The sequence below is a fragment of the Actinobacillus indolicus genome, from assembly GCF_004519515.1.
Taxonomy (GTDB): Bacteria; Pseudomonadota; Gammaproteobacteria; order Enterobacterales; family Pasteurellaceae; genus Glaesserella; species Glaesserella indolica_A.
This window is the reverse complement of sequence record NZ_CP038145.1, coordinates 1958807-1973833: the sequence shown is the minus strand read 5'-3', so window position 1 is coordinate 1973833 and position 15027 is coordinate 1958807. Positions and strand designations below refer to the sequence as shown.

Sequence of the window (15027 nt, the reverse complement as noted above, 5' to 3'; positions counted from 1 at the left end):
AGGCTCTTAAATTACCAAAGTTTTAAAACTACTTCAGCCCATACAATTAAAATAGAGTTACCATTAGTATCATAACTATTCGATTGAGAGGCATTCATTTTAGGCTTTAAAATACCTTTATTATCTAAAATCCAAGTATTCGATAAAGAAGCATTCATCTTAGGTTTTAATGTTTGTCCATCAAACAACCAAGTTTTTGAAAGCGTAGCATTCATTTTAGGCTTAAGTTCGCCTCGCTCATATATCCAAGTATTAGATAATGTTGCACCAATTTTCGGTTTTAGCGTTGAACCATCACAAACCCAATCTTTAGGTAATGAAATTTTTTTCATATGAAATATCCTATCCTAGTTAATAACATGCTTTTATTTTCATAACGACATAAAAAACTAAAAGCGGATAATGGAGAATAACTTTATATTCTCAAGTGTAAATTTTATACAAAAATTCGATGATTATTTTGATAAATTGCAAAATTTTCTCAAAATCTTACCGCTTGTTATATTATTACTATGAATTTGAAATCTCTGTAAGTAATTCATCTACCCATTCAGGCACAAGTGTTCCGGCTTTGCCAATTCGTACTTCATCAAAATGCGATTTAACTTTGCTTGGCTCTAAGTTGATCTCAATCGTTTTGCAACGGTAAGGTTGTGTTTCCTGAACAAATCCTGCCGCAGGATAAACATTGCCCGATGTACCAATCGCAACAAAATAATCACATTGTTGAAGTGCGGTCTGAATTTGTTTCATTTCAAAAGGAATTTCACCAAACCAAACGATGTTAGGGCGTAAAACATTTGGCGGTTCACAGCAAGTACAGCGATCATTTTCTGTGACATCTTTGTGCCATTCATAGACCTTGCCCGATTTAACGCACCGCACTTGAAGCAATTCGCCGTGCATATGGATCACATTCTTAGATCCTGCACGTTCGTGCAAGTTATCTACATTTTGCGTCACAATCAGTAGGTTATCGCCTAATATCTGCTCCAATTTTGCTAAGGCTAAATGTGCCGTATTCGGCTGAATATCCGGATTTGCCAGTTGGCGACGGCGTTCATTATAAAAACGTTGAACTAACGCAGGATTACGCTGAAATCCTTCGGGCGTTGCCACATCATCAATGTGATGATCTTCCCATAATCCATCTGACGCACGAAAAGTGCGGATGCCCGATTCGGCAGAAATGCCTGCACCGGTTAATATAACGACTTTAGGTAAATTCATAGTTTCTCCGTTAAAATTGACAAATAATGGCTGAAAAATCATCGTAATAGCGGTGCTTTTTTACCATTTTTCTGCAAATGGTCAATCGCTCTCGATTGTTCGAAAACTGTTGCCAAATTTTCTTAAGTAAGTCGGAATGAAGATAATGGCTTAAGCCATCGGAACAGAGCAAAATCGCTTCGCCTTGAACAAGCTCTGTTTCAGTCACTGCAATCCTAAATTCTGTTTCATTCTCATCCGCCACCAAACAATCCGACAAGCCGTTGTACAGCCCCGAATACGCTGTTTGCGTATCTGCCAACCCTTGCTGTTGCATTTCATTCAAAATGGTATGATCAACGCTCAGCTGTTGCCACTCGCCTTGAACCGTAATTTTATAGGCTCGACTATCACCCACATTGATTATTTTGCATTTGCCATTTTGATTTACTTCGCAAGCCACAAAGGTAGTTGCAGAACCTAAGTAACGATTTGCTAAAGTCTCACTTAATGCTTGCTGCGTTTGACGTAGCCACGCAGAACTAAAATGCTGACATTGTGCTAATTGATCCATCATAAATCGGCTTGCATAATGAGATTTTGGGGAACTTGATACGCCGTCTGCCACACCTAATATAATTTTTTCAGCACTCAACTCTATGGTTTCTGCTTTCTTTAATTGATATTGAAACACTGAATTACTGTTAAATAACGCATCTTGATTTTTTAATTTGCCTTTGCCAACTTGTTGGCAAAATGTGATAGTGAATGTCATATGAACTCCATTTTATTTTTTCTTCCTAATGAAAACAGGTTTTAGATGAAAGTTAAAAGTCGAGTTAGGAAGTTTTTTCAAAGGAATGATATAATTTAGTACGACAAGATGTATCGAAGAAAGTTGGGTTTTGCAAAAAATCTACAAAATCCGACCGCTTGCAAAAATTTAATATGCTGTAGCCATAGAAATTTTAATAACATTGCCTAACCCACTTTCTATCTTTAAACCAATTAGCACTATAGTTGCGTCAGAAACAAGAGATGATATCAATTCCGCAATAATAGAAAACTCATCAAGAGTAAGATTTATATCCGATGTAAGTGAGACAATGATGGCTTTTATTTTCTCTTGCTTTTTTAATAAATTAGCTCTTATATTATCAATAGTAATCAACTTTTCTCTTCGATCTAGTTCAAAAGAGGAAAATTCCATTTTTTTTGAACCATAAGAAATATTTTTTATGTCTACTATATCTATATTTATTACTTGATTCCCTGAAATCAAATCTATTATTACTGTAATAGCATCAAATAAATCCGTTTCTTTAAGTAACATACACTCCACTTGTAATGGCTTATTTAACGCAATAAGGAGAGATATGTGTTCTTCTAAATCAAGTAACAATTTACGGCATTCATTACAGTACAAATTGATTTCTTCTACAGGTAATACAATAACAGCTAAAAAATCAGGTTTAAATGATGTTACAAATTGATAACACTTCAGTAAATCTATCTCATTATTCTCCACAAAAAGAAATGTGAATGCATCGATATCCATATCTATAACTTCAGTAAATTGTTCAATATAATGAAACGATGTAACAAACGGTAAATTTTCTTGATTTTTTACAAAAGCATTGCCTTGCGAGCCAATGCCGATAAATTGAATTTTTTTAGCCATATAGAACGCATAGTTGATTGGAGCACTTGAATATAGCGATAGATGCGACAATATGTGTCATTTGAAAATAACTTTAGTCTGTAGCAACTTATCGTTTCTCTATTCCCTTTAATTTAAATAAATAGTTTAGTTACAGGGACAATTACTTCCTTTTTCCTCAATATCAATTTGATATTCTTCTTTCAAACTAGCAATTAATTTTTTTAGTGATGATACTGATAATAAAGACTCAGCTTTTTTAAATAGCCCTTCAAAATTTTCTGAATCATCCTTTAACAGAGCAACAATTTCATCTTGTCTTAATTTGCTAAGATTATATTTTTCTTTTTGGGAATTTATGTTTGTAGTAATTACATAATAAATATCGCCATTTCTTATAATGATACAAGTTGATTTATATTTACTAATGCCTTTAATCCAATTTTTTGTATAAATTACATTTGGTGTTTTTTCATTAAAGATTACATTAATATCTGGATAGTTATAACTATCAAAAAGTTCGAATTTTTTCTTATCAATGGCATCCTCAAATGGAAGTAAGTAATAATTTGCTACATAACCAGACAATGTGGAAGCAGACATAATATAAATATTTCTATCATCCTTATCTCTGACATAATGGATTAAATGCTTTTCTTTATTAATATGTTTAAAAACAGAAGGGTATTTAATAAAGTTATATCTCCAATCTTTCTCATTATTTTTCTCACTAATAAAATCATTACATTTTGATATTAACTTTTTCTTTATAGAATATTCATCAAACAAACCATTATCTTTAAGTAAGTCATCAATCAACATTTTTAGTATTTTTTTACTTTGATGCTCAGATTCTTTTTCAAGCAATGACTTCCAGCTAATATCACGATCTTTATCAATTAAAAAACTATAATAATTAGATGTCTTTAAAAGATAATCACCAAAGGTCAACAAAGATCTTTCAAATAAAAAAGCATTATTATTTCCTGCAAACTTATTCTTTTCTTCATGTTCGTTGAATAGTATATTAAATATTTTAGAATATTTTTCAAATTCATAAAAATCATAATTTTCTTCTTTATCTTTACTCCAATCAAGTAAAAATTGAATTTTACCTTTTAAATAACAATGATTCTCTATAGCTAAAATTTTCTCTTTCCAATCATTACTTGTTTTCATAAGTTCAGCTTTAATTTTTTCTTCTTTAAGCTGTTTTTCTAGATAACCAACATTAATTTTATTTTTATCAAAATCCCATTTACTTAATATATCTAACGATTCTATCTCATCTTTTCCTGTTAAGGATTTATGCAATTTTTTCATATCTTTAATTGAATTGAAATAAGTACGAGCTTCTTGGTATGGTCTATATGCTTCCACCAAATTTCGAATAACTCTCACTAAAACAGGATTATTCATTGTATCATTATAGAAATAAGCATAAATTCCAATTAAATCTGCAAAGCCTATTGATGAACCATTAGTCATTTGGTTGAATAATGTTCTATTAAAGTAATCCAAAACAATGTCTTCCTTTTTATCAATGTTTTCCTTTTTATCATTAAATTTATTGTCTAGAACACGTTTTATATTCTTAAAATACGAATAATCAAAACAATTCAACTCATCATATTTTTTAAATGAAAATTTTTCATCGCATTGCTTTCTTTTATTATTTGCATTGCTTAATAATGATATGTTTTTTATAATATTTTCATTATCTAACTCTATATTTTTCTCTGTATATTGAGGAATAGCCATTGCTCTTAAAAAGTTTAAATATCTCTCATCGAAAGATAATAATTTTTCTTGCTTAGATAATTCCCAAAATAGATCTGTCCATTCACCATCAAAATTCATATTCAATGGTTCATTTTCTATTTTGCTTTCGTTGATATCTTTTATTTTCTGAATTAAATTAGCCTTAAAGTTTTCAAATTCAGTTAATGGTCGACCTCGAGAATTCATCTTAAGATATAAATCATCAGATAAACCAAAATCTTCTAACTTAAGAAAGTGGAATGTAATGTTATTAAGTTTATCCCAACAATCATGCGTAACTTTGAATATATCTTGAATAGTGTCAAGAACTGTTAGCATAGATTGAACAGTGGGATCTTTTTTCCAGGCCATGAAAAACCAGGAGCAATTTATAATTTGCTCCGATAGTTTTTTAGTTTCATCTTGGAAACTAAATTCTTTAGTAATAAGAGCATGGCAGAACTCTCTTGAGCTTGATCTAGTTTCATAGCTAAATTTAGATAAAGTATTTTTATATTTTTCAGGTGAAATTTTTTCTCCTATCGCAATATACCAATGCAATAAAAATAATGTAGTGATACGTTGCTGACCATCGAGTAAATAAAGCTTATTACCATTTACAGAACCATAAATAAAGTCTAGGTTAATATATTTTCCTTTTTGAATAGTATCATATAAATCTGAAATAAACTTATGTCTAATATTAGATTCACCTTTTCTTCCTTGTGCATAATCTCGTTGTATAATCGGAATCTGAATATGATAACATTCAAGTAAATTTAATAATGTATTTTTTTGCATAGCATCTACTCTAAATAGTTAGTAATCTTAGAACCTTTATCACTCTTTCCAGCTTTACCACTTAGCTTATCAATAATATCCTGTCGATAATCAGAGCGGTCTTCCACTATCCAGAATTCTAAATCATGAACATTTTCAGTATAATATTTTAAAAATACATTTCGAGTACAGATAGGGATAAACATACCTTGTTTCTCAGACTCTATAATATCTTTTCTTTTCATCTTAAATCCATTATTTTTAATGGATCTATTAATTGTATCACTTAATAAGCATAGGTTAGCAATATTATCTATATCTATAAGATCATAATCTCTATATTGACTCAATAAAATTTCATTAGAGATGGTTTCAAAACTTTCTTTGTTTTCTAAACGATGAATAAACTCATCGCCTCCCTCTTTTCCAATAAAATTATCTCTAATCCAATTACTTTGGGTTTCTATATCAATTATACTAGTTGATTTCGCGTGAATATGTTCAATATCCCAATTTTCTTTCTTATATTTTTCAAAAGGAAAACGGGATAATTCATTATCATTTGCTAAAATAGTTTGAATATTATGTAAAAGTAGTATTTTTCGTAACAATTCTCTTTTTACACTATTATCTTCATAGAACAAATCCTCCAACCTTTCCTTATTCAGAGCAATAAGATTATTATTCCCTTGTTCTTTTATATGTAAAATATCTCTAATTTCATCATCTATTTCTTTCAAAAATTCTTCTTTATTTCTTCCTTCTTTTAATCTAATAATCTCTTTTATACGTTTACCAAAAGTAATTAAATAACCAATTTTATGATATAGTTTCTTATCCTGATACCATTCTTCAAATGTTTGAAATATATTTTTAATTTTTAACCAAATCTCTTTTATATCGCTTCCCTTTTTAAATTCTTCATAGAAATATCTAAAAATGGCATAATGATCATCTAAATTAACATTTTTATTATTTAATTCCACAAACAACTTAAAAATAAATTCAATTCGAGTAGCTAGATCATTTCTACTTTTATTGATAAACCACCATAAACTTTCATCGTGTAGTGCATATTCAATATTATCCCATTCATTAGCTATTCCAAGTTGAATTAAGTTAATTTTTTCAAGATCTTCAGTTTTAAAATTTGAGCTATTTAAAAATAACCCTTTAATCAATTCAGCATTTGTTAGTGGAATTTTCCCGCTATTAATACGAGTAAATACATCAATAGCATTTTCACTATCATCAATGCAATACCAAATAACCTTAGTTTGTGTTATAAAAATTTTTTTAAATTGTTCTTTTCTATTTTCATCTTGCTGTTTAAACCACTCATCAATTTTTTTATAGGCTCCATATATATGTTCAAAATCGATGTTTGTAATTTTATTCTCTTCTTGTTTTAATGTGACTTTTTCTAGAAATTCTTGGCTTTTCTTTCTAGTTTCATAAGATAAAGTAAATTTACTTTTACATCCTAAATACTTTAAAATCAAAAAAATAGTTGTTAATCTCTGTTGCCCATCAATAATTTCCCAATGCTCAAATTTATCCCCTTCTTTTATTTCTTTAACAATTAGGGGCTGTAAACAATACCACTCATTTTCATTTTTTCTTCTTTCTGAAAATTCCATAATATCACTTAATAAATCTCTAACTTCAATTTCTGTCCAACGATAACCACGTTGATAACTAGGAATAAAGTATTTTTTTGAGTCATTCAAGAAACTTTCAATCGATCTTGTACAAATTCTAGGTTGCAAACCTATATTCTTAAAAAAATATTTGAATTTTTCATTATATGAGAAACTCATCTCTGTCCAAAACTCATGGTCTTCCTCATCTTTACTAAATGTAAGAAACTTACCATTTTTGATTTTTTGATCATAAATTGTTTTTTCCAATTTATTGACTAATAACTTCTTTATATCCTTCTCTTGATTAGAATCGCTACTGTTTACTACAAGGCTATAAATTGTTACTATTTGCCCGTCAAATCCACATAAAATTGCTCCAATAATTTTACCTATATCATTTTTAATAACATAATTTAAGTCTGAATTTTTATTTACTAATGCTTCTAGAGACTCTAATGAATTATCTATTAAATGAAACTCCAATTTATCCATAGATTCCAATAGTTGAATAGTTTCATATAAATCATGCTCTTTCATAAGTGTAGGTTGCATAATAGCTCCTTATTATTTATCTAATCCCTACTAGAATTTATTGGCAAAGGCACATTCTACCCTTTAATCCAACTATTAAGGTATTTATAAATTGATTATATGTTCTGATACGACAAGATATGTCGCACTAAACACTCTCTTTCTCAATATCCCAAATCTCTTCGCCAAAACGTCTTATCCACCATTCCAACATATCGGTATCGGCAACGGTCGCTTGAAAACGGTAATGTCCTTCGCTTTCTTCGAGTGTAATTTGATCTTTTGAGAGTGGCGTTTCAGTCAAATGAAAGCCCGCCCAGCGAGCAATAGAAAATGTCAGTTTCACTTTCCCACCACTCCCAAAACCTAAATGCCCTTCATCTTGGTACTGTTTTAAGTTGAAATCTTTTGGGCGTTCAAAGCTAAAGGTTGAGAGTTCCGCCTTTTTAATACGATGTAAGGCTAGTAAACGGTTGTCATCAAACCCATCATAACGAGCGACTAAATAGGTGCTTGCCCCTTGTTGTGCAATAGCCAAAGGCATAATTTGTGCCTTATGTTTTTTACCATGTTGGTTTTGGTATTCAATATGCAGTAACTTATTTTGGAAAAGTGCGGTACTGACGGCGGTAAACACATCTTCTTTCACTTTAGCTGGGATGAGTGGCTGGCTGGTTGGTACGCTACAAATTTTCCCGAACCACTGATGTTCAGGGTTGCTCGTCCCTGCTCCAACAATTTTTTCCGCCTGTTTAAAAAAGGGTTCCATGGACGACATAATATTGGCAGGTAGCAGATATTTAAGTTGCTGTTCCGCTAATTTTAAGATTAACGCTTGTTGTTCGTTTAACATCGACACAGAAATCCCTTCCGATCGTTCAAGCCAACAATACGCATATTCATTGTCACGATCATCACATTCCAAATCGTCAAAATGTTCGCTTAAGGTTTTTAACGCACGCTGAACACTTCGCTTATCTTTTTCAAAACCTGCCTTTTTCATACTATCGAATATCTCAGACGTAGTTAAACGATAAGGCTTTCTGGGGATACGACGTAAAATCTCTAATAAAAAGAGCGCAGAATCAATTCCGGATGGGCGTTTGGACATAATGGACTCCTAATATTTTTTTGATGATTATAAGCCTAACAAGCGGGTATTTTGTAAAAAATTTATGCAAAGTGACCGCTTGTTTTATCTTCTTTGCATATTCCGCTATAATGCCCCGCTTTAAAAATAGAAGAGAAAGGAATAATTATGTTTGAACTCAATCCGATTAGAACCCAATTAGCTGATTTAGCAGAACGAACCAACACACTTCGGGGGTATCTTTGACTTCGATCTGAAAGTCGAACGCTTAGAAGAAGTCAATGCTGAATTAGAACAGCCTGATGTCTGGAATAATGCTGAAAAAGCCCAAGCATTAGGCAAAGAGCGTGTTGCTCTTGAAACCATTGTGAATACAATTAAAGCACTTGATCAAGGCATTGAAGATGTCGAAGGCTTAATTGAACTTGCCGTTGAAGCGGAAGATGAAGAAACCTTTAACGAAGCTCAACAAGAAGCGAACCAACTAGAAGAAAAATTAGCCTTATTAGAGTTTCGCCGTATGTTTAGCGGTCAGCACGATTCAGCAGATTGCTATGTGGATTTACAAGCAGGCTCAGGCGGTACGGAAGCGCAAGACTGGACGGAAATGCTACTGCGTATGTATTTACGTTGGGCAGAAAGTAAAGGTTTTAAAACCGAGTTGATCGAAGTGTCCGATGGCGATGTTGCTGGCTTAAAGTCAGCGACGATTCGTGTGTCAGGCGAATATGCGTTCGGTTGGTTGCGTACAGAAACGGGGATTCACCGTCTAGTGCGTAAAAGTCCGTTTGACTCAAATAATCGTCGTCATACTTCTTTTGCGGCTGCATTTGTCTATCCTGAAGTGGATGATGATTTTGACATTGAAATTAATCCTGCGGATTTGCGTATTGATGTGTATCGTGCATCGGGTGCAGGTGGTCAGCACGTCAATAAAACTGAATCAGCAGTACGTATTACTCACATGCCATCGGGTATTGTGGTGCAGTGTCAAAACGGGCGTTCACAACATCAAAATAAAGATCAAGCGATGAAACAGCTTAAAGCGAAGCTCTATGAAATGGAGATGATGAAGAAAAATGCTGAAAAACAAGCGATGGAAGAGAGTAAATCCGATATCGGTTGGGGCAGTCAGATTCGCTCTTATGTGCTTGATGATTCTCGTATTAAAGACTTACGTACAGGCGTTGAAAATCGTAATACTCAGGCCGTATTAGATGGCGATTTAGACAAGTTTATTGAAGCCAGTTTAAAGGCAGGGCTATAACAATTCAGGGGGAGTCCGATAAGGAACTCCCCTTTTTCTATTCTTCAAGTTTCAACGCTTGTGAAAAACTCTGTAATCCTTTTGAGTTACCTGTTTTTGCCATCGCTTGTAAAGCTTGGGTTGGCACGTGTAATAGTTGGTTAGTGAGTTTGTAGCTCAATTCATTTAAGACTTTTTCACTCTCTTGCCCCTGTTGTAATGCATTCAAGGCTTTTTCAAGTAGATCTAAACGAATTTCTTCTGCATTTTGACGGTAATGCTTAATGAGATTTGTGGATTGTTGCTGTTTAAGCCATGCAAAGAAATCTTTCGCTTCTTCTGCAACAATCTCTTTTGCTTGCTCTGCGGCTTGCTCTCGTTGTGCTAAGTTTTGCTGAATAATATTTTGCAAATCATCTACACTATAAGCATAAACACTATCCAACTCCCCTGCTTTTTCATCAATATCACGTGGTACGGCAATATCAATTAATAACATCGGGTCAAAACGGCGTGCTTTCTGTGCTTGAGCCACCATCTCTTTGGTAATCAATACATCAGGGCTACCCGTTGAGCTAATCACCACATCGGCTTGATTTAAGCCTATTTGCAACGCACTCAAGGATAAAATCTGCATTGGGGTATCTAATTTTTCCGCCAACATCTCCGCACGAATATGGGTACGGTTAGCAATCATGATATTTTTTGCGCCGTGCTGAATTAAATAACGGGCAACTAATTCAATCGTTTCCCCTGCGCCTACAAGTAAAAAACGTAACTTTTTGAAATCATCAAAAATTTGGCGAGCTAAACCGCAAGCTGCATACGCCACAGATACAGCGCTACTGCCGATCTCGGTTTCAGAACGTACTCGCTTTGCCGTGGCAAAGGTTTTTTGAAATAGACGGGAAAGATTGGTCGAAACTGCACCACCATGAGCATGATAAAAGGTCTCGCTGTCTTGGTAAGCTTGTTTTACTTGTCCTAAAATTTGCGGTTCACCCAAAATTAAGGAATCTAAGCCACTAGCTACACTCATTAAATGGCGAGCCGCTTCAAGATTTTGCTTGAAATAGTAGGCTTTGCTTAATTCATCTTTGTCTAACTGATGAATCTCTGCAAACCAATTAAAACACTGCTCACGCCAAGCAATATTATCTGGATGATCTTCTTGTGGCGGTACATCAGGCTGGTGAAAATAGAGTTCTGTTCGGTTACACGTCGAGAGAATAACAACACTTTCAGCTAGGCTCTGTTCTTGAATTTGTTCGAAAGCACGCTGACGTTTATCTTCCACAAACGCCACTTTCTCTCTTAAACCCACAGATGCTGTTTTATGATTGATGCCTAATGCTAAAATTGTCATTGTTACCCACAGAATAAAAAAGGTGGAAACCACCCGAAAAGACGGAGCATTTTAATCAATCCATGCAGTTGGTGCAAATAATTGTCTTAATAGGTTTGATTTATAACAACGTATTTTATCCATACAAGCGGTCTGATTTCTGTAAATTTTTGCAAATTCAAAAAATATCCAAGATTTTGGAGTGAATTCCGCTATAATGCTTTACATATTTTTAAGATTGTCAAAATCTGTCAAGAATCCTTTCAATTAAAGCGTTATGGAGGACTTATGGTTGCGATTCGCCATTCACACCAACTCGATCTAAATACTTTCGAGCTGGCTAGTTGGAGTGCAGGGTTACAAATGTCACCCATAACCTTCGATCAGCTATTAATGGCTTGGCGCTATGCTCAAGAAAAAATTGATATTGAGCAGAATCATCTCCTGTGGTTTGGCATTGAAATGGTCGAAATCTTACACGGCTTGAATATGGATGATGATAGCCTTGTTGCAGCGTTACTCTTTCCACTCGTCAAACAAAATATTATCGATCTTGTACAAGTCAAAGAGCATTTCGGTAATGATGTCAAAAACTTAGTCAAAGGCGTATTGGAAATGGATAACGTCCGCCAATTAAACGCCAGCCACGCTTCCGATCTTCAAATTGACAATATTCGTCGTATGTTGCTCGCGATGGTCGATGATTTCCGCTGTGTTGTAATTAAACTTGCCGAGCGAATTGTCTATTTACGTGATACAGAACGTTTAAGCGAAGAAGATTTAGTTCTCGCGGCTAAAGAGTGCTCTCACATTTATGCCCCATTAGCTAACCGTTTAGGGATTGGGCAATTAAAATGGGAGCTAGAAGATTACTGTTTTAGAGCATTACACCCTCAGGAATATCGCCAAATTGCCAAGTACGATCTTGCTGAACGCCGTTTAGATCGTGAAAAATATATTGCAAATTTTGTGGATGATCTGACCGCTTGTATCAAAGAAGAAATCGAAGATGTTCAAGTTTATGGTCGCCCGAAACATATTTATAGCATTTGGAAGAAGATGCAGAAAAAGCATCTCACATTCAAACAGTTATTTGATGTACGAGCAGTTCGGGTTATCGTGCCAAAACTTCAAGATTGCTACACCGCACTAGGCATTGTGCATACCCATTACAAACATTTGCCTGAGCATTTTGATGACTATATTGCCAATCCCAAACCGAATGGCTACCAGTCGATTCATACGGTAGTGTTAGGTGAAGGGGATAAAACCATCGAAGTCCAAATTCGCACGCAAAAAATGCACGATGATGCAGAACTTGGGGTAGCTGCACATTGGAAATATAAAGAAGGCGCAGCTGCAGGACGCTCTGGCTACGAAGAAAAAATTGTCTGGTTACGTAAGTTACTCGATTGGCAAAAAGATATTGCGGATTCGGGCGATGTTGTGGCTGAAATGCGTTCCCAAATTTTCGATGATCGGGTCTATGTCTTTACGCCAAAAGGCGAAGTGGTTGATTTACCGAAAAATGCAACGCCCCTCGATTTTGCCTATTCGATTCATAGTGAAGTAGGACACCGTTGTATCGGCGCAAAAGTGGCTGGGCGTATTGTGCCGTTCACCTATATTTTACAAATGGGTGATCAGGTCGAAATTATCACGCAGAAAAATCCAAACCCAAGCCGTGACTGGCTCATTCCAAGCCAAGGCTTTGTGAATACAGCGAGAGCCAGATCGAAAATTGTTGCATGGTTTAAGAAACTTGACCGAGAGAAGAATATTCCACTTGGTAAAGAGATGTTGGAAGCTGAGATGGCTAAATTCAATTTCACCCAAAAGCAAATTGAAGATCTCGCTTTACCCCGTTATAACCTAAAACAAGTGGATGATCTCTATGCAGGTATTGGTGGTGGCGATATTCGCTTACATCAATTAATGCATTATTTGCAAAGTAAGCTCATTAAAACTACCGCCGAACAAGCTGATGAAGCGATCTTAAAACAGGTGGCAAATAAAGCACAACAACCGCACAAAAGCCGTAGCGGTTTCGTCGTGGTTGAAGGCGTGGGTAACTTAATGCACCATATTGCTCGTTGTTGTCAGCCGATTCCAGGTGATGAGATTGTTGGCTACATTACTCAAGGGCGAGGTATCTCAATACATAGAGCCGATTGTGAACAGCTCTTTGATCTTCAAAGTAGTAGCCCTGAGCGTGTGGTAGAAGCAGAATGGGGCGATAGTTATAGCGTTGGTCGATTTAGTTTAACCATCCGCGTGATTGCTAATGACCGTAATGGCTTATTGCGTGATGTCAGTGGTATCATGGCAAATGAGAAAGTGAATGTGTTAGGTGTTTCGAGCCGTACCGATACCAAACGTGGAATCGCGACCATTGATATTCAAATTGAACTGAATAACGTAGAATTATTAGATAAACTACTCAAACGCATTCTACAAATTGATGATGTGATTGATGCAAAACGTTTATCAAATTAAGCCATATTTAAGCAAGGATATTTATGCAAAAATTAGTCATTTTGGGTTCAACAGGATCTATCGGAAAAAGCACCCTTTCTGTGGTTGATCATACCCCTGAGCAGTACCAAGTTTTCGCTTTAGTGGGCGGAAAAAATGTCGAATTAATTACCGAACAATGCCAACAATATCAACCACGTTTCGTAGCATTGGATGATGAACAGGCAGCTGCAAAATTAAAGGAAAATCTCACCGCTTTAGGCTTAAAAACTGAAGTACTTTCAGGGCAAAAAGCCATTTGTGAATTATCATCACATCCTGAAGTGGATATGGTTATGGCGGCAATCGTAGGCGCAGCTGGTTTATTACCAACACTTTCAGCGGTACAAGCAGGCAAAAAAGTCTTGTTAGCAAATAAAGAATCTTTAGTTACTTGTGGGCAAATTTTTATTGATGAAGCTCGCAAGTCGGGGGCTAAGTTGCTCCCTGTTGATAGTGAACATAATGCGATATTCCAATCGTTACCGCCAGAAGCACAAGAAAAAGTGGGCTTCTGTCCGCTTGCAGAACTGGGGGTAAGTAAAATTATTCTCACGGGTTCAGGCGGACCTTTCCGTACAAAACCATTGAATGAATTTAGTCAAATCACCCCAGCTCAAGCTGTCGCGCATCCAAATTGGTCTATGGGTAAGAAAATTTCGGTGGACTCAGCCACAATGATGAACAAAGGGTTGGAATATATTGAAGCACGTTGGCTGTTTAATGCTTCTGCCGATGAAATGGAGATCATTATTCATCCACAATCTATCATTCATTCCATGGTACGCTACATTGACGGTAGTGTTATTGCTCAAATGGGAAATCCTGATATGCGCACACCGATTGCACATACCATGGCATATCCAAGTAGAATAAATGCAGGGGTTGCGCCTTTGGATTTCTTTAAATTAAAAGAACTGACCTTTATTGAACCGGATTTCGCTCGCTACCCAAATTTAAAATTAGCGATAGATGCCTTCGCAGCAGGACAATATGCGACCACAGCCATGAACGCAGCCAATGAAGTCGCCGTAGATGCCTTTTTAAATGAGAAAATTCGTTTTACGGATATTGTCGAAGTCAATCGCCAAGTGGTTGAGAACATCGCTCCAATTCAAGTCAAAGAAATTGCAGACGTGTTGCATATTGATAAATTAGCAAGAGAAGTTGCAAAACAGATAATTCTACAATGTTAATTTTTAGTTGATAAAAATCCCTGTAATTAAAAATATTACAGGGATTTTTATT

Annotated in this window: 11 protein-coding genes; 3 read left to right on the top strand and 8 right to left on the bottom strand. The window is 35.0% G+C overall.

What is annotated here, in order from left to right:
• Positions 1-11: 11 nt before the first annotated feature.
• The 7 genes from EXH44_RS09740 to EXH44_RS09710 form a co-directional block, all read right to left on the bottom strand.
• Complete coding sequence (locus tag EXH44_RS09740) at positions 12-332, bottom strand: hypothetical protein (RefSeq protein ID WP_162857313.1); 321 nt, start codon at positions 330-332, stop codon at positions 12-14.
• Positions 333-510: 178 nt separating this feature from the next.
• Positions 511-1230 carry a Sir2 family NAD+-dependent deacetylase gene (gene cobB / locus EXH44_RS09735; protein WP_162857312.1) on the bottom strand — a complete coding sequence of 240 codons (720 nt, stop codon included), beginning with the start codon at positions 1228-1230 and terminating at the stop codon, positions 511-513.
• Between the two features lie 10 nt (positions 1231-1240).
• Positions 1241-1984 (bottom strand): PP2C family protein-serine/threonine phosphatase, encoded by a 744-nt coding sequence (locus tag EXH44_RS09730; protein WP_162857311.1) that lies wholly within the window; start codon positions 1982-1984, stop codon positions 1241-1243.
• Between the two features lie 168 nt (positions 1985-2152).
• A complete protein-coding gene (locus EXH44_RS09725; protein WP_162857310.1) occupies positions 2153-2890 on the bottom strand; it encodes an FtsZ/tubulin family protein in 738 nt (245 codons plus the stop codon).
• Positions 2891-3016: 126 nt separating this feature from the next.
• Positions 3017-5431 carry a DUF262 domain-containing protein gene (locus EXH44_RS09720; protein WP_162857309.1) on the bottom strand — a complete coding sequence of 805 codons (2415 nt, stop codon included), beginning with the start codon at positions 5429-5431 and terminating at the stop codon, positions 3017-3019.
• 5 nt (positions 5432-5436) lie between these two features.
• Positions 5437-7605, bottom strand: a complete 2169-nt coding sequence (locus EXH44_RS09715) for a DUF262 domain-containing protein (RefSeq protein WP_162857308.1) — start codon at positions 7603-7605, stop codon at positions 5437-5439.
• Between the two features lie 127 nt (positions 7606-7732).
• Entirely contained in the window at positions 7733-8695 is a 963-nt protein-coding gene (locus EXH44_RS09710) for a helix-turn-helix transcriptional regulator (protein WP_162857307.1), read from the bottom strand.
• A 147-nt stretch (positions 8696-8842) separates the two neighbouring features.
• Between EXH44_RS09710 and prfB the strand changes: the two genes are divergently transcribed.
• Positions 8843-9941, top strand: a protein-coding gene (gene prfB / locus EXH44_RS09705; RefSeq protein ID WP_162857306.1) for a peptide chain release factor 2 whose coding sequence is annotated in 2 segments (ribosomal slippage) — positions 8843-8917 and positions 8919-9941 — 1098 coding nt in all. Because the reading frame shifts where the segments join, the coding sequence is not laid out codon by codon here.
• Between the two features lie 37 nt (positions 9942-9978).
• Here the strand turns inward: prfB and hemA are convergent.
• Complete coding sequence (hemA, locus tag EXH44_RS09700) at positions 9979-11286, bottom strand: glutamyl-tRNA reductase (RefSeq protein ID WP_162857305.1); 1308 nt, start codon at positions 11284-11286, stop codon at positions 9979-9981.
• Positions 11287-11553: 267 nt separating this feature from the next.
• Here hemA and relA point away from each other — a divergent pair, with 267 nt between their 5' ends.
• Both relA and ispC read left to right on the top strand, forming a co-directional pair.
• A complete protein-coding gene (gene relA / locus EXH44_RS09695) occupies positions 11554-13761 on the top strand; it encodes a GTP diphosphokinase (protein ID WP_162857304.1) in 2208 nt (735 codons plus the stop codon).
• A 23-nt stretch (positions 13762-13784) separates the two neighbouring features.
• The gene (gene ispC, locus EXH44_RS09690; protein WP_162857303.1) at positions 13785-14975 is read left to right on the top strand and encodes a 1-deoxy-D-xylulose-5-phosphate reductoisomerase; all 1191 of its coding nucleotides are present in this window, start codon (positions 13785-13787) and stop codon (positions 14973-14975) included.
• The last annotated feature ends 52 nt before the right edge of the window (positions 14976-15027 follow it).